Annotated in this window: 13 protein-coding genes; 3 read left to right on the top strand and 10 right to left on the bottom strand. The window is 71.2% G+C overall.

Annotated elements, in window-relative coordinates; translation table 11 throughout:
- Positions 1–132: 132 nt before the first annotated feature.
- The 6 genes from ACI2LP_RS19230 to ACI2LP_RS19205 form a co-directional block, all read right to left on the bottom strand.
- On the bottom strand, positions 133–1,203 hold the full coding sequence (locus tag ACI2LP_RS19230; RefSeq protein ID WP_404725673.1) for an XRE family transcriptional regulator: 1,071 nt from the start codon (positions 1,201–1,203) through the stop codon (positions 133–135).
- 436 nt (positions 1,204–1,639) lie between these two features.
- A complete protein-coding gene (locus ACI2LP_RS19225; RefSeq protein ID WP_404725672.1) occupies positions 1,640–2,311 on the bottom strand; it encodes a response regulator in 672 nt (223 codons plus the stop codon).
- A gap of 9 nt (positions 2,312–2,320) precedes the next feature.
- Positions 2,321–3,475, bottom strand: a complete 1,155-nt coding sequence (locus ACI2LP_RS19220; protein ID WP_404725671.1) for a sensor histidine kinase — start codon at positions 3,473–3,475, stop codon at positions 2,321–2,323.
- A 310-nt stretch (positions 3,476–3,785) separates the two neighbouring features.
- Positions 3,786–5,006, bottom strand: coding sequence for an NADP-dependent isocitrate dehydrogenase (locus ACI2LP_RS19215; protein WP_404725670.1), 1,221 nt, complete (start codon positions 5,004–5,006; stop codon positions 3,786–3,788).
- Between the two features lie 133 nt (positions 5,007–5,139).
- Positions 5,140–5,979, bottom strand: a complete 840-nt coding sequence (locus ACI2LP_RS19210; protein ID WP_404725669.1) for a DUF3017 domain-containing protein — start codon at positions 5,977–5,979, stop codon at positions 5,140–5,142.
- An 18-nt stretch (positions 5,980–5,997) separates the two neighbouring features.
- Positions 5,998–6,861, bottom strand: coding sequence for a bifunctional methylenetetrahydrofolate dehydrogenase/methenyltetrahydrofolate cyclohydrolase (locus ACI2LP_RS19205; protein ID WP_404725668.1), 864 nt, complete (start codon positions 6,859–6,861; stop codon positions 5,998–6,000).
- Positions 6,862–7,161: 300 nt separating this feature from the next.
- Between ACI2LP_RS19205 and ACI2LP_RS19200 the strand changes: the two genes are divergently transcribed.
- Positions 7,162–7,743 (top strand): hypothetical protein, encoded by a 582-nt coding sequence (locus ACI2LP_RS19200; protein ID WP_404725667.1) that lies wholly within the window; start codon positions 7,162–7,164, stop codon positions 7,741–7,743.
- An 85-nt stretch (positions 7,744–7,828) separates the two neighbouring features.
- Here ACI2LP_RS19200 and purH read toward each other — a convergent pair whose 3' ends face one another.
- Positions 7,829–9,391 (bottom strand): bifunctional phosphoribosylaminoimidazolecarboxamide formyltransferase/IMP cyclohydrolase, encoded by a 1,563-nt coding sequence (purH, locus tag ACI2LP_RS19195; protein WP_404725666.1) that lies wholly within the window; start codon positions 9,389–9,391, stop codon positions 7,829–7,831.
- The gene (gene purN, locus ACI2LP_RS19190) at positions 9,388–10,023 is read right to left on the bottom strand and encodes a phosphoribosylglycinamide formyltransferase (protein WP_404725665.1); all 636 of its coding nucleotides are present in this window, start codon (positions 10,021–10,023) and stop codon (positions 9,388–9,390) included. Before purN ends, purH begins: the two co-directional genes overlap by 4 nt.
- A 254-nt stretch (positions 10,024–10,277) precedes the next feature.
- Between purN and ACI2LP_RS19185 the strand changes: the two genes are divergently transcribed.
- The gene (locus ACI2LP_RS19185; RefSeq protein WP_404725664.1) at positions 10,278–11,048 is read left to right on the top strand and encodes a hypothetical protein; all 771 of its coding nucleotides are present in this window, start codon (positions 10,278–10,280) and stop codon (positions 11,046–11,048) included.
- A gap of 441 nt (positions 11,049–11,489) precedes the next feature.
- Here the strand turns inward: ACI2LP_RS19185 and ACI2LP_RS19180 are convergent, their stop codons facing one another.
- Positions 11,490–13,034: a DUF6350 family protein gene (locus ACI2LP_RS19180; protein WP_404725663.1), complete on the bottom strand. Its 1,545-nt coding sequence runs from the start codon at positions 13,032–13,034 to the stop codon at positions 11,490–11,492.
- A 116-nt stretch (positions 13,035–13,150) separates the two neighbouring features.
- Here ACI2LP_RS19180 and ACI2LP_RS19175 point away from each other — a divergent pair, with 116 nt between their 5' ends.
- Positions 13,151–14,392, top strand: a complete 1,242-nt coding sequence (locus ACI2LP_RS19175) for a sigma factor-like helix-turn-helix DNA-binding protein (RefSeq protein ID WP_404725662.1) — start codon at positions 13,151–13,153, stop codon at positions 14,390–14,392.
- A 130-nt stretch (positions 14,393–14,522) separates the two neighbouring features.
- On the opposite strand, the gene sucD is transcribed toward ACI2LP_RS19175, so the two are convergent.
- Positions 14,523–15,407, bottom strand: a complete 885-nt coding sequence (sucD, locus tag ACI2LP_RS19170) for a succinate--CoA ligase subunit alpha (protein ID WP_404725661.1) — start codon at positions 15,405–15,407, stop codon at positions 14,523–14,525.
- Positions 15,408–15,412: the final 5 nt, after the last annotated feature.

Raw genomic sequence — 15,412 nt, 5'->3', positions numbered from 1 at the left:
ATGCTGGACACCCCCGCCACGTCTCGTCGTTCCGTCCCGAAAACTCGGACTGAATCTTGACGTGAAGAGATATCCAGCGATCAGGCTATCCGACCCGGGACCCTGCCAACCCACGCCCCCTTGTGGCGCGGCTCACTGCGGCGTGGTGCAGCCCTTCACACCGGTCTTGAGGGTCGCGCAGGCCTTGGCATCGGCCGGCCCGGTCACCGCGGTCATCGGTGTGTACGCGTCGTTGTCGGCGTCCACCAGACCATTCTGCGCGCCGTCGCCGCCCACACTGATCTGCACCGTGTCGCCGGGAGCCGCCCGAGTGATACGGCCCCAGGCCGCCTGGCAGGTCTTGCTGTAGCGGACCTCGACAAGGGTCTTGCCCACGGTCGCGGACGAGACGGTCTTGGCGAACTGGCCGCCGCAACCCATCGTCTCCGGGTCCTGGCCGGTGCAGTCCTTGCCGCTGCACTTCACCCCGGCGGGGAGCTGCGGGCTGCTGGTGGTCGGCGTTGCCGACGGAGTCTGGGACGCCGCCTTGGCGTCGCCGCCGTCCCCGCCGAGGTCGGTCAGCAGCACGGCCGCGGCGATCACCAGCAGCGCGCCGACGAGGCCGACCAGGAACATGGTGACCTTGCGCTTGCCGCCGCCCCGCCCGGAACCGTCCCGCCCCGCACGTGCCCGGCCGGGACCTGACTGGCCGGATGCGCCCTGTCCGGGAGACGGAGGCGTGGCCGCCGGCCCCTGGTGGCCGGGCTCGCTCCGGGTCGGCAGATACGACTGGTCCTGCGGCTCAGGGTCACGGCCGCCCGGTTCCGCGGACGCGGTGGTCCGGCCGCCCGCCCCGCTGTTCGCCGTGCCCGCCGGAGCCGGGCCGAATTCCCCGAGCGCCGCTCGCGCCTGAGAGATCCGTATCGCTTCCATCGTCATGTCGTGACGCATCTCGGCACGGCTCCAGGCACGCTCGGCGAGCTCCCACATGGTGGTGAGATGAGACGCGTTCGTGCCGGTCACTTCGGCCAGCGCCACTATCGCGCCCTTGGGCGCGAGGAGCCGACCGTTCAGATACCGCTCCCAGGACGTCCTGCTGTAGCCGGTGCTGTCCGCCACGGCTGCGATGCTCAGCCCGCTGCGGTCGACAAGCCGCCGCAGCTGGCTGGCGAACTCCTTGACCTGCGGGTCGAGCTCTTCCGGCAGTGCCTTCCAACGAGGCATGTACTTCCCCCCTTGTCTCCCCGAACGGGCCTGATGTGCCCCGTGCTGTCGAGCCCCCGTGCGGTACCCATCGGGGGTCCGAGTACCGGACTACCCAGTGGGATGCGCAGGGCCAGGATGTCAGTTCCTGATATCGGCGTGCACGGGAGCATTGGGGACGGTTGATGCGCCGCGATGTGCGCCCCGCCCCGGCTGCCGCCTCAGTGTCGCAAACGTAGCGCAACGATCACACCGTGGCGGAATGGTCACTTCCGTGCCACAGGCCCCAACCGTCCCTTGTATGGACTTGGCGCGTCCATGACCCTGGAAACACAACGGCGCCCGTCCTCCCTCGGGGGAGAGGACGGGCGCTGTTGCGTTCGTACGTACGAAACGGGCGCTGTTCGGTTCGTACGAAGCCGGGGCCGCCGGCTCGGCCGAAGCACTCCCGTACCGCTCAGAGCGCACCGCCGCCCGGCGTCACCAGTCCCGTCTCGTACGCCACCACCACCGCCTGCGCCCGGCTGTCCAGATCCAGCTTGGTCATCGCACGGTTCAGATGCGTCTTGACGGTCGCCTCGCTGATGAAGAGCTGATCGGCGATCTCCGGATTGGTCAGGCCACGCGCGGTCAGCTTCAGCACCTCGAGTTCGCGCCCGGTCAACGTCCTCAGATCCGGGGGCGGTTCGGACGTCGGGCCGGCGTGCCGTGCGAATGTCTCGACCAGCCGCCGGGTGACGCTGGGCGCGAAGAGCGCGTCACCGCCGCCGACCACCGCCACCGCGGTGAGCAGCCGCTCCGGTCCCGAGTCCTTCAGCAGGAAGCCCGCGGCGCCGGCGCGCAGCGCCCCGTACACATACTCGTCGAGGTCGAAGGTGGTCAGGATCAGGATCCGGGGCGCCGGATCGGAGGCTTCGGCCAGGATGCGCTCGGTGGCGGTGATCCCGCTCATGCCGGGCATCCGGATGTCCATCAGGATCACATCGGGCCGGGTGGCCGCGGCCTGTGCGACCGCCTCGGCGCCGTCGCCCGCCTCACCGACCACCTCGATGCCGGGCGCCGCGCGCAGCAGCGCCACCAGACCTGCGCGGATGAGGAACTGGTCGTCGACGACGAGGACTCTGGTCATTCCGTGGCGTCAACCCCCTGCGTCATCCCCCTGGCCCAGTGCCTGCGCGGAGGTGGGCAGCGTCAGTTGCACCGAGAAACCGCCGTCGCTGCGCGGGCCGATGCTGATCGTCCCGCCATAGAGCTTGGCCCGCTCCCGCATCCCGATCAAGCCATGTCCTGCGCCGGTCCGGACTCTGTCCGGAATCACCCCCTCACCGTCGTCGGTGACCGAAATCCTCACATGGTGCTGGAGATAGTGCAGTTCAACGGTCGTGCTCGCGTGCGGGGCGTGCTTCAGTACGTTGGTCAGCGCCTCCTGGACGACGCGGTACGCGCACAGCTCCACGCCGGGCGCGAGGGGGCGCTCCATGCCCTCGGTCCGCAGCTGGACTGCGACTCCGCCGGCCCGTACCCGCTCGACGAGCTCCCCGAGCCGGGCCAGACCGGGCATCGGCGCCACGGGTGCACTGTCGGTCTCCTCCGCACGCAGCAGGTGCAGCATGCGTCTGAGCTCTTCGAGCCCTTCCTGGCTGGTGTCGGCGATGGTCGAGAGCGCGCTGCGTGTGGTGCCCGGGTCGGAGTCGAAGACAAAGCGCGCGAGGCCCGCCTGCACGGATATCACCGACATGTGGTGGGCGACCACGTCGTGCAGCTCGCGTGCGATCCGCCCGCGCTCCTGGGCCACTTCGCGCTTGGCCCGTTCGGCCTGCTCCGTGCGCAGTTGGCGGGCGAGTTCGGAGGACCGGCGGGCGATGAGGCCGAAGCGCCACAGGACCGCAGGGAAGAGCAGTGCCTGGCCGACGACGGACGGCATGTTGGAGCGTTCGGTCACCAGCCCCGCGTAGATCCACACCGCGGCCATGAGCGTGGCGCAGGCGAGCGAGATACGTAGGGAGCGCACTGAGGCGACCGTGTAGACCGCGACCATCGGGCCGAAGGTGGTCACCACCGGCCAGTGGCCGGCGCTGATGTAGCCGATCGTCACGAGATGGACGAAGAGACAGATGGCCACCGGGGCCTTGCTGCGCAGCGCGAGCGGCAGATTGGCGAGCCCCACGAGGACATAGGCCGCGGCGTCCAGCCGCGGCCAGCCCTGGCTGGGGGCTTCCTGCCCGAGGAGCACGGCCACGCTGGTCATCGCGACGGCGATGAGCGCGTCGACGGCGAGGGGGCGCATGCGCATCGCCGCAGCGTAGCCGCCGTACGGACGGCGGTACGTCAACCTTGCGCAGTACCACGGTAGTTGCAGGAACCGTGCGGCTACCGCGCGGGGTGGGCGCGGAGTTCAACCCGGGGCAGGACGACGCCGGCTGCGGGCTGCCCGTAACTTCTGTGGCCAGGCCCTGACTTCCAGGACCACGTCCTGACCTCTTGGACCACGTCCTGCCTCGTGGGCCGGGTCCTGACCTTTGGGCCAGGTCCTGGGCGGGGTCGAGGGCGGCCCGCCTCCTCGGGGGAGAGGCGGGCCACCCTCATGCAGGTGCCGCGGCCGCTCAGGCAGCCGCCATCTTCTTCTGCAGGTTGGCCTCGAGCGCCTCCAGGAACTGCTCCGTCGTCAGCCACGGAGTCCCCTTGGAGATCAGCAGCGCCAGGTCCTTCGTCATCTGGCCGCCCTCGACGGTCTCGATGCAGACCTGCTCCAGCGTCTCCGCGAACCTGATGACCTCGGGGGTGCCGTCCAGCTTGCCGCGGTGGGCGAGACCGCGGGTCCAGGCGAAGACCGACGCGATCGGATTGGTCGAGGTCGGCTTGCCCTGCTGGTGCCGGCGGTAGTGGCGGGTGACGGTGCCATGGGCGGCCTCGGCCTCGACGGTCCTGCCGTCGGCCGACATCAGCACGGAGGTCATGAGCCCCAGCGAACCGAAGCCCTGCGCGACGATGTCGGACTGGACGTCGCCGTCGTAGTTCTTGCACGCCCAGACGTAGCCGCCCTCCCACTTGAGCGCCGCGGCGACCATGTCGTCGATCAGACGGTGCTCGTAGGTCAGGCCCGCCTTGTCGAAGTCCGTCTGGAACTCGGCGTCGAAGATCTCCTGGAAGATGTCCTTGAAGCGGCCGTCGTACTTCTTGAGGATCGTGTTCTTCGTGGACATGTAGACCGGGTAGTTACGGGCGAGGCCGTACCGGAACGAGGCGCGCGCGAAGTCGCGGATCGACGCGTCGTGGTTGTACATGCCGAGCGCGACGCCGGAGCCCGGGAACTCGTGCACTTCGAGCTCGATCGGGTCGGAGCCGTCCTTCGGGGTGAAGGTCATGGTGAGGGTGCCCGGTCCCGGTACCTTCAGATCGGTGGCGCGGTACTGGTCGCCGAAGGCGTGACGGCCGACGACGATGGGCTTGGTCCAGCCCGGGACGAGCCGCGGCACGTTCTCCATGATGATCGGCTCACGGAAGATCACGCCACCGAGGATGTTGCGGATGGTGCCGTTGGGCGAGCGGTACATGGCCTTGAGGTTGAACTCCTCGACCCGCGCCTCGTCCGGCGTGATCGTGGCGCACTTCACGCCGACGCCGTACTTCTTGACGGCGTTGGCGGCGTCGACGGTCACCTGGTCGTTGGTGGCGTCGCGGTGCTCGATGCCCAGGTCGAAGTACTTCAGCTCGACATCGAGGTACGGGACGATCAGCTGGTCCTTGATGAAGGACCAGATGATGCGGGTCATCTCGTCGCCGTCGAGTTCGACGACGGGGTTGACTACCTTGATCTTGGCCATGAGGTGGAACATCCCTCTCACGCGTCGATATATCCGACATACCGTGATCAAGATACTCAACGCGGAGCAGTCTGACGGTAACGCGGCACTAACTGAAAGTGTGCTGACTGACGGTGCACTGACTGACAGTGCGCTATCTGACGGTGAAGTGGACGGCGTCTTCCAGGAACGGGACGTCCAGCCACGGCTTCGGCTGCGTCACCAGCGCGAGCAGAACGATCAGCGTGCCGAGCAGCCCGTACGTGACCATGTCGGTGAAGCGCGAGCGCACGGCGAGCATGCCGACGGAGGGCAGTACACGGCGCATGACGGCGCCGGTGATCAGGGCGACGCCGATGAGGATGGTGCCGATGCGGAAGGCGTCGGCGAAGGCGTCACTGGCGACGATGACGAGCCCGAGGCCGGCCAGCCCGAGCACCGTGAGCAGGGGCCACTGCCGCGCGGGCGCGGAGGCGTCCCCGGGCGCGGCCCGCCCTCCGCCTTCGGGCCGAGCGGTGTCCCGCGTGAGGGCAGGCGGCCGCCGGGAAGGCGCCTTGCCCTGGCCGACCTCGACGCGAGGGGCACTCCCGTTGGGACTGCCGGCATCCGCATCGAAGGAAGCCTGGTCGCCCATATCGACCTTGACCGACCGGACGACGGCAGGCACGTCTGTGCCGACGGTGGGTGACCGCGGGTGGACCGCCTCGGCGAGCGCCGCCTCGACGGCGTCGCCCACCTCCGGGTCGACCGCGAGCGCGGCGCGCTCGGCGGCATCCGGGCCGGCCGGGTCCGCGGCGCGCTCGGCCGGGTCCGGCGCGGGGACTGTGCCCCCACCCACGGGAGCGGCGGGCTTCAGGCCCCCACCCACGGGAGCGGCACCACCGACCGGGTCGCCAGGTGTCGTGTTGTCGCCGTCCGCACCGGACGGCGTCCCGGCGGCACCAGCGGTCGGGGCCGGCCGGGCCGCCTCTTCGTCGTTCCTGCTCACGCCCATGCGCTCGCGCCTTCCCCGTCAGCCCGCGGCGCCGACCGCGCGCTCCGCCGCCTCGACGACATTGACCAGCAGCTGCGCCCGTGTCATCGGGCCCACACCGCCCGGGTTCGGGGCGACCCAGCCGGCCACCTCCGCGACGCCCGGGTGGACGTCCCCGACAATCTTGCCGTTCTCGTCGCGGCTCACACCGACATCCAGCACCGCCGCGCCCGGCTTGACGTCCTCCGGCTTCACCAGGTGCGGCACTCCGGCCGCCGCCACGATGATGTCCGCCTGCCGCAGATGCGCGGACAGATCACGCGTACCCGTGTGGCACTGCGTCACCGTCGCGTTCTCGGACTTGCGCGTCAGCACCAGCGGCATCGGCCGCCCGATGGTGATCCCGCGCCCGACGACCACTACATTCGCGCCGTTGATCTCCACGTCGTGGTGCCTCAGCAGCTGCACGATCCCGTACGGGGTGCACGGCAGCGGCCCCTCGATCCCCAGCACCAGCCTGCCCAGGCTCATCGGGTGCAGCCCGTCCGCGTCCTTGGCCGGGTCCATCAGCTCCAGCACACGGTTGGCGTCGATGCCCTTGGGAAGCGGGAGTTGGACGATGTAGCCCGTGCAGTCGGGGTTGTCGTTGAGCTCGCGGACGACCGCCTCGATCTCTTCCTGCGTGGCGGTGTCGGGCAGTTCGCGCTGGATCGACGCGATGCCGACCTGCGCGCAGTCCTTGTGCTTGCCGTTCACGTACCAGCGGCTGCCCGGGTCGTCCCCGACCAGCACAGTCCCAAGGCCGGGAGTGACACCCCGCGCCGTGAGCGCCGCCACGCGGGCGGTCAGGTCGGACTTGATCGCGGCTGCGGTGGCCTTGCCATCGAGAATCTGGGCAGTCATGGACCCATCCTCGCGGATAGACCCGTCCCTGTTCCAATTCGGTCCTGATCGGTCCGCCGCTCCGGCCCTCATGACGCCGCCGCTGCGGCTCGCATCACACCGCCGCGCCGCCCCCCGCCGACGCGAACAGGAGGTTGCACTTGCACAACACATACGAATACCGACTGGACAAAAAGTCGACCTAAAGACGACGATGGCCGCGCACTACCGCGGCAGTGTTGGGGGGCAAACCGCATATTTCATGACGTTCCTCCGCTCGGACCGCGCCGTCCCCGCATTTTCCAACGGAGGAATCCCGCAATGAGCTTCGGCGACCCGAACAACCCCTACGGCCAGCAGCAGGGCGGTCAGCCGGGCTACGGCTACCCCCAGGGTCAGCAGCCCCAGGGCCAGCCCGGTTACGGCTACCCGCAGGCCCCGCCGGTCCAGCCGTACGCCGGTGGCTTCGCCGGCGGCCCGACCGAGATGCCGGGCGGTGTGAAGGCGGCCCGCGTGATGCTGTTCGTCATCGCCGGCTTCCAGGTGATCGGCGCGGTTCTGTTCTTCCTCACCGGCGCGGCCATCAGCAAGGCCCAGGACAACCCGGCCCTCAAGGACGACATCCAGTTCAAGGACCTCGCCGACTTCCCGACGGGCGGGGTCTACGCCCTCGGGGTCGCGGTTCTGCTCTGGGGCGTGCTCGCCATCTTCCTGGGCGCCAAGTTCAGCAGCGGCGGCAACGGCATCCGCGTCACCGCGATGGTGTTCGGCATCATCACGGCGATCCTGGGCATCTACCCGTTCGTCATCGTCGGCCTGGCCCACACGGTGCTCGCGATCCTCGTGGCCGTGTTCGTCGGCAAGTCGGACGGCGGCGCCTGGTTCAACCGTCAGCGCGTCTGAACCAACCGCTGACGAGCTGTACGGCGAAGGCCGCGTCCCGAATTCGGGACGCGGCCTTCTGCGCGCTTACCGCTCAGCCGACTGCTCAGTGGAAGAAATGCCGCGTCCCGGTGAAGTACATCGTCACGCCCGCCTTCTTCGCGGCCTCGACGACCTGCTCGTCACGGACCGAACCGCCCGGCTGGACGACCGCCTTGATGCCCGCGGCCGTCAGGATCTCCAGACCGTCCGGGAACGGGAAGAACGCGTCGGACGCGGCGTACGAACCCTCCGCGCGCTCCGCACCCGCACGCTCCACCGCGAGCTTCGCGGAGTCGACGCGGTTGACCTGGCCCATGCCGACGCCGACCGACGCGCCGTCCTTGGCGAGCAGGATCGCGTTGGACTTCACCGCGCGGCAGGCCCTCCAGGCGAACGCCAGCTCGGCCAGCTCGGCCGCCGACAGCGCATCGCCCGTCGCCAGCGTCCAGTTCGCCGGCTCGTCGCCCTCCGCCTGGAGGCGGTCCTTGATCTGGAGGAGCGCGCCGCCCTCGATCGGGCGCAGCTCGACGGGCGCCGCCGGGGCACCCTCGCACCGCAGCACGCGGATGTTCTTCTTGCGTGCCAGTACCTCGACCGCGCCGTCCTCGTACGCCGGAGCCACGATGACCTCGGTGAAGATCTCGGCGACCTGCTCGGCGAGCGCGACCGTCACCGGCCGGTTGACGGCGATGACCCCGCCGAACGCCGAGAGCGGGTCGCAGGCGTGCGCCTTGCGGTGTGCCTCGGCGACGTCCGCGCCGACCGCGATGCCGCACGGGTTGGCGTGCTTGATGATCGCGACGGCGGGCTCGTCGTGGTCGTACGCCGCCCGCCGGGCCGCCTCGGTGTCGACGTAGTTGTTGTACGACATCTCCTTGCCGTGCAACTGCTCGGCGTCGGCGAGGCCACCGTTGCCGTTGGAGTAGAGAGCGGCCGCCTGGTGCGGGTTCTCGCCGTACCTGAGAACGTTCGTACGCTCGAAGGTCGCACCGAGGAAGTCAGGGAGGACCGAGTCGTCGGCGGGCGCATAGGCAGAGGCGAACCAGGACGCGACGGCCACGTCGTACGCGGCGGTGTGCTGGAAGGCCTCGGCGGCGAGCCGCTTGCGCCCGGCCAGGTCGAAGCCGCCCTCCCGCACGGCGGCGAGGACGTCCGCGTACCGCGCAGGGCTCGTCACGACCGCGACGGACGGGTGGTTCTTGGCCGCGGCGCGGACCATCGACGGGCCGCCGATGTCGATCTGCTCCACGCACTCGTCCGGGGTGGCGCCGGACGCGACGGTCTCGCGGAAGGGGTAGAGGTTGACGACCACCAGACCGAAGGGCTCGACGCCCAGCTGGGCGAGCTGCTCACGGTGCGACTCGAGCCTCAGGTCCGCGAGGATCCCGGCGTGCACGCGCGGGTGCAGCGTCTTGACCCGGCCGTCCAGACACTCGGGGAAGCCGGTGAGCTCCTCGACCTTGGTGACCGGCACCCCGGCCGCGGCGATCTTCGCGGCGGTCGAGCCGGTGGAGACCAGCTCCACGCCCGCCTCGTGCAGCCCGCGGGCGAGCTCCTCGAGACCCGTCTTGTCGTACACGCTGACCAGCGCTCGCCGGATGGCCCGCTTCTCGGCCTCAACAGTCACGGGAAAACTACCTTTCGTCCCTCAATGCGGTAGCCGTTACGGGCCAGACGCCCCACGACCTCGACGAGCAGCGCTCGCTCGACTTCCTTGATGCGCTCATGAAGAGCGACTTCGTCGTCCTCGTCCCGGACCTCGACCACGCCCTGCGCGATGATCGGGCCGGTGTCGACGCCGTCGTCGACGAAGTGGACGGTGCACCCGGTGACCTTGGCTCCGTACGCGAGCGCGTCGCGCACGCCGTGGGCCCCGGGGAAGCTGGGCAGCAGGGCAGGGTGCGTATTCACGAACCGGCCGCCGAAGCGGGCGAGGAATTCCTTGCCCACGATCTTCATGAAGCCGGCCGAGACGACGAGGTCCGGCTCGTACTCCGCGGTGGCCTCGGCGAGTGCGTGGTCCCATGCCTCGCGGGTCTCGTAGTCCTTCACCTTGCACACGAAGGTGGGAAGCCCGGCGCGCTCGGCGCGCTCGAGTCCGGCGATCCGGTCCCGGTCGGCCCCGACGGCGACGATACGGGCGCCGAAGCCCTCCCGGTCCTCGTCGATGGCATCGAGCAGGGCCTGAAGATTCGTACCGGATCCGGAGACCAGGACCACAAGGCGGGCCGGTCGGGCGAAGGGGGGCGGGGAGGCCACGGCGGGTCTCTTTCTCGCGGTGCTGTACGGCTTGTGGTGCGGCATTTGTGTGGTCGTACGAACGGATCGCACCCCTCGATACGGGGAACTCTACGAAGGCGCCGACCGTCAGCAACGATACCGGCACACAGAACGGCCCCCACGGGACGGGGGCGTGGCCGGGAGGTAGCGTCTGGGGACAGGACCCGTCCTCTGGCGGGCACGACGACACAAGACCCCATGTGCGCAGGGTCTGAGGGGAAGACGTTCACCAGATGCCGGACCGACGCCGCCGTACGGACCTCCTGTTGCCGCGGGAGCGCCAGTCCACGGACGAGACCAACCCCTTCGCGCCGCCGCCGGAGGGCAGGCCGGACCAGCCCTGGCAGCCGCGGCGCCCGGCGAACGACTCGTCGTCCTCGTCCTCCGCCCCCGACCTCGACTCCGACTCCGACTCGGACTCCGGAGACCGTGACTCCTCGTCCAGGGGCAGCCAGTGGAGCAGCCGCCAGCCGGGCCGCTCCTCGGGCGGCGGCTTCGGCGGCCGCCCCGGCGGCCAGCCCGGCCAGAACGGCGGCGGCCAGCAGGGCCCGGACGGCTCTCCCCCCGCCGGCCTGAAGTGGGACCCGACGGACCCGGCGCAGAGACGGGCGCGGTATGCGCTGTTGTCGGGCATGTGGGCGTTCTTCTTCGCGCTGTTCGACCTGCCGGAGATCGGGCTGCTGCTGGGCGCGCTGGCGCTGTACTGGAGCATCAGCTCCCTCCGCGCCAAGCCCACCCGCCGCACTGCGGACGCCCTGACCTCCCCCACACCGCCGCCTCCGGGGGCCCCTTCGTCCTCGAACAGGCCCCAGCTGACGGCGGCGGTGAGCGGCCTGGTGATGGCAAGCATCGCGCTGGTGATCGTGACGGCGTCGTTCACGGCGCAGCTGGTCTACCGCGACTACTACACGTGCGTGAACGACGCCCTGACGAAGTCGGGCCAACTGGCCTGCAACGACTTGCTCCCGGACCCGCTGCGCGGCGTGATCGGCATCAAGGAGTAGCGAGGCCGGGGGCGCGGTCGCGAGCCGGGGCACCGGGGCTTCTCTGCGGGGCGATGCCGCCGCAAAGGTCGGGGCGGTCACGTGCGGGGCGGAGCCACCGGACGGCCCGGGACTCGGGGCCATGCGCCTGCGGCGCGAGCTGCCGCACCATCGTGGCCTGGGGCCGCTTCCCAGCACCCATCCACCTCGGCCAGGGGAGGACCTTGCGGCGCGAAGCCGCCGCCAGGCACCGCCCCGACGCCCGGGGCCGTACGCCTGCGGCGCGAAGCCGCCGCACCATCGGGGGCCTGGGAGCCGCCCCCAGCCCCACTCCACCTCGACGCCCGCGGCGCGAAGCTGGCGCACAGCCGGGGGTCTGGGGGCCTGCCCCCAGTTACGGGATGGGTGTACCTCCCACGGCCGCCAGGCCGTAGGGGGAGGGCGGGGTGGGGAAACTCCCTCCTACGGTGCCGACGACTCCCCCGGTGGCTCCGGCTCCGCCGACGGCTCGGCCCCTTCCTGCGGCAGCCGCTCCGGCTCGGCCGAGGGCTCGGCTCCATCCTCCGGCAGCCGCTCCGGCTCGGAGGGTTCTTCCGGCACCGGCACCGGCGGGCTCTCCCCCCAAGCCCCGATCGGCAGGAAGTCGTACGACTCCTCCGCCTCGTCGTCCAGATCGTCCAGATCTGGCGGGCCAGGCACGCCGACCGGTTCGGGCGGCCCCTCCCCCACCGCGTCCACCGGCACCGGCACCCCCCGCCCCCTCACCCGCCAAGCCCGCACCCCCAGCGCCCCCGGCACCCCGATCACCGTCGACCACACCACCGCCGCCGCGCCCGTCAGCCACCATGTCGGGCCGAACGCCGCCAGTCGGCCCGTGCCCAGCGGGCCGCCCGCTGCCGCCGCCAGCAGGGCCGTAAGCACCCCGCACCCCACCGCACCCAGCAGCCCCCGCAGCGCCGTCTCGCGGACGCCCCGCTGCTCGGCCGTCCGTACCGTGAACCACGCGACCACCACCCCCGCCACCACCGGAACCGCCACCGCCGCCCAGTTCAGCGCCGTCCCCCGCCCCTCCGCCGGCACCGCGGCCAGCAGCGGGAAGGGCGGCAGCGCCGGGTCCCCGACGAGCGCCAGGGGCGTCGCCGTCGCGCCCGTACCGAGCGCGAAGCCGGGTCCGAGCCCGTACGCCGCACCCCACACCGCCGCGTTCGGCACCAGCGCAAGACCGAGCAGCAGCACCCCGAACCGCCCCGACCAGCCCTCCGCCAGGTGCAGGAACGAGTCCTGCGTCGCGTCCGCGTGCCACACCAGCGACGCCGCAACCAGCAGCGCCCCGCCGCCGACCAGCGTCAGCGCCCCCGCCGCCGCGGACCGCAGCGCGACGCCCACCCTGGTGCGAGCGGCCTCCTCCCGCAGCCGCTCGGGCAGCCACCCCGGCAGCGGCCCGAGCGGCCGGCCGGTCGCCGTCCACACCCCGGCCCCTGCCGCGCACACCGTCACCAGTGGCAGATGCAGCACCGCGCTCAGCGGATCCACAGCCAACGGACCACTCGCCGCATAGCCCGCCGCCGCCCCGCCGACCAGCAGATACCCCGCACTCACCGCACACAGCGCGCCCCGCGCCGACGGCCGCGGCCGCCCCTCGTCCGGCTCCAGCGCATCACGCGTCGCCCGGTGTGCCAGCCAGACCGGCAGCGCGGCGAGGAGCAGCGGCACGACAGCGACCGGCGCCGGGTGCCCGGAGAGCGTTCCGGCGCGTACGAGCTCCGTGCCGTGGGCGAGCAGCCACAGTCCGGCGGCGGCATGCAGTGCCTCGCCCGGACCGCTGTCCGGATACGGCGAGCTGATCCACAGCACCGTCACCAGGACGGCGAGCGTGCCGAGTCCGAGCCCCGCCGCGGTCGCCCCGCGCACAACGGCCGCGGCCAGCGCGGGCGCACGACCCCCCTGTACGACGGCCGAAGCCTGCGGCGGCGACATCGACGGGCTGTGCTCGGTCACTTGGGTCACCCGGCCATGCTGCCAACGACACGCGCTTTACCCACGTAACAGCTGATTGACCGTTGTGTCGCTCAAGATACGTTTATGTACTTTTACGCCGAGTGCAGTGCCGCGGGGAGCCCCTCATGAGCCAGAGCACCACACGCTCCGCCATCTCCCCCCTGCCTTCCCCCGAGGAACGGCGCCGCCTGCGCGAGGCGTCAGCCGTGAGCGAGCAGGAGGTCGCGACAGCAATCGGCGTCACCCGGGCGACCGTCAGATCCTGGGAGACGGGCCGCACCAACCCGCGGGGGCGCAAGCGCGAGGCGTACGCGAAGCTGCTCGCCGCGTGGGCGAACGAGCCGGCCCCGCCCGCGGAGCGGTCCCCGAAGTCGCCCGCCCCCACAACCACAAGCGACACCCAGCCCCCGGCTCACTCCCACCGGCCCAAGCAGTCGCACGCCACCACCCGGCCCAGGCCCGCCGCCAAGCGCGCGGCCAGGCCGCCCACGATCCCGGCCGACCCGGCGCCGCCGCACACCGCCCAGCCCAGAACACCGGTTGCCCCCGAGCCGCCAAGGCCCCCCGCGCTCACCGCCGACGAGGCTTTCGACGCGCTGTACGCCTACGCCGCCCCCGCCCTCGTACGCCAGACCTACCTGCTCACCGGCCGCTGCCGGCTCGCGCAGGAGTCGGTCGAGCGCGCCTTCCACCTCGCCTGGCAGCGCTGGCCCGAGGTCGCTGTCGACCGGGACCCCGCGGGCTGGGTGCGGGCCGCCGCGTACGACTACGCCATGTCCCCCTGGCAACGGCTGCGGCGCACGCACCGCGTCCCCAACAGCGCGCCCGCCGACGGGGACCGGAGCAAGCTCCTCGACGCACTGCTCGAGCTGCCCCCGTCGTACCGCCGCACGCTGCTCCTCTACGACGGCGTCGGCCTCGATCTGCCGGAGACGGCCGCCGAGACCGAGGCGAGCACCCCGGCCACCGCGAACCGCGTGCTGCACGCGCGCGAGGCGCTCGCCGAACGCCTTCCCGAGCTGGGCGTGCCCGAGACGCTGCACGAGGAGCTGACGGCCCTCGCGCTCGCCGGCCCGATGCCGCAGCTGCTGGCCGCCCAGGCCGTCCGCACGGGCAGTGAGCGCCGGGCCAGGTTCTGGACGCGGGCCGCCATCGTCGTCACCACGCTGATCATCGGCGCCACGATGCTCACCCTGGCCAACGCCCCGACTCGGTACGAACCGCCGCTCGCCCCGGGCCAGGAGGTCGGCGGCGTACCGGCGCACAACGGTCCGCAGCGGCTGACCGCCCGGGACAGGCAGCTGCGCGCAAAGCTGCTCTCCGAGCCGGCGGCCGGTCCCGAGCGACTGGTGCCGCAGAGCCGCTGAACAGCTCGACGGCCCGACAGCCCGACCGCTCGACATGCGCGTGGGCCCGCGTCTCACGAGGAGACGCGGGCCCACACCCGTACGTACTGCCGTACTGCCGTACCGCGAAGGTCAGGCGTCGCGGCTGTGTTTACAGGCCGAGAATGGCGCGCGCCAGCTTGGCCGTCTCGGTCGGCGTCTTGCCGACCTTGACGCCCGCGGCCTCCAGGGCCTCCTTCTTCGCCTGGGCCGTGCCGGAGGAGCCGGAGACGATGGCGCCGGCGTGGCCCATGGTCTTGCCCTCGGGCGCGGTGAAGCCCGCGACGTAACCGACGACCGGCTTGGTGACGTTCTTCGCGATGAAGTCCGCCGCACGCTCCTCGGCGTCGCCGCCGATCTCGCCGATCATCACGATCAGCTCGGTCTCCGGGTCGGCCTCGAACGCCGCGAGGGCGTCGATGTGCGTCGTACCGATGACGGGGTCGCCACCGATGCCGACGGCCGAGGAGAAGCCGATGTCACGGAGCTCGTACATCATCTGGTAGGTCAGCGTGCCGGACTTGGACACGAGACCGATGCGGCCGGGCTTGGTGATGTCGCCCGGGATGATGCCGGCGTTGGACTGGCCGGGGGTGATCAGGCCGGGGCAGTTCGGGCCGATGATCCGGGTCTTGCTGCCCTTGCTGACCGCGTACGCCCAGAAGGCGGCGGAGTCGTGCACCGCGATGCCCTCGGTGATGACGACGGCCAGCGGGATCTCGGCGTCGATGGCCTCGACGACGGCGGCCTTGGCGAAGGCCGGCGGCACGAAGAGGACGGAGACGTCGGCCCCGGTCTTTTCGATCGCCTCGGCGACCGTGCCGAAGACCGGCACCTCGGTGCCGTCGAAGTCGACACTGGTGCCCGCCTTGCGCGGGTTGACGCCGCCAACGATGTTGGTGCCGTCACCGAGCATGAGCTTGGTGTGCTTCATGCCCGTGGCGCCGGTCATGCCCTGGACAATGACCTTGCTGTCCTTGGTGAGGAAGATAGCCATGGCTG

This window comes from Streptomyces sp. NPDC019890 (genome assembly GCF_044903445.1).
In the GTDB taxonomy this organism is placed as follows: domain Bacteria; phylum Actinomycetota; class Actinomycetes; order Streptomycetales; family Streptomycetaceae; genus Streptomyces.
This window is presented reverse-complemented; position numbering and strand designations above follow the sequence as displayed.

What these genes read in the sequence shown, in the direction of transcription:
- ACI2LP_RS19230 (WP_404725673.1), bottom strand. Translation starts at nt 1,203, where the DNA reads ATGCCTCGTTGGAAGGCACTGCCGGAAGAGCTCGACCCGCAGGTCAAG.
- ACI2LP_RS19225 (WP_404725672.1), bottom strand. Translation starts at nt 2,311, where the DNA reads ATGACCAGAGTCCTCGTCGTCGACGACCAGTTCCTCATCCGCGCAGGT.
- ACI2LP_RS19220 (WP_404725671.1), bottom strand. Translation starts at nt 3,475, where the DNA reads ATGCGCATGCGCCCCCTCGCCGTCGACGCGCTCATCGCCGTCGCGATG.
- ACI2LP_RS19215 (WP_404725670.1), bottom strand. Translation starts at nt 5,006, where the DNA reads ATGGCCAAGATCAAGGTAGTCAACCCCGTCGTCGAACTCGACGGCGAC.
- ACI2LP_RS19210 (WP_404725669.1), bottom strand. Translation starts at nt 5,979, where the DNA reads ATGGGCGTGAGCAGGAACGACGAAGAGGCGGCCCGGCCGGCCCCGACC.
- ACI2LP_RS19205 (WP_404725668.1), bottom strand. Translation starts at nt 6,861, where the DNA reads ATGACTGCCCAGATTCTCGATGGCAAGGCCACCGCAGCCGCGATCAAG.
- ACI2LP_RS19200 (WP_404725667.1), top strand. Translation starts at nt 7,162, where the DNA reads ATGAGCTTCGGCGACCCGAACAACCCCTACGGCCAGCAGCAGGGCGGT.
- ACI2LP_RS19185 (WP_404725664.1), top strand. Translation starts at nt 10,278, where the DNA reads ATGCCGGACCGACGCCGCCGTACGGACCTCCTGTTGCCGCGGGAGCGC.
- ACI2LP_RS19175 (WP_404725662.1), top strand. Translation starts at nt 13,151, where the DNA reads ATGAGCCAGAGCACCACACGCTCCGCCATCTCCCCCCTGCCTTCCCCC.
- sucD (WP_404725661.1), bottom strand. Translation starts at nt 15,407, where the DNA reads ATGGCTATCTTCCTCACCAAGGACAGCAAGGTCATTGTCCAGGGCATG.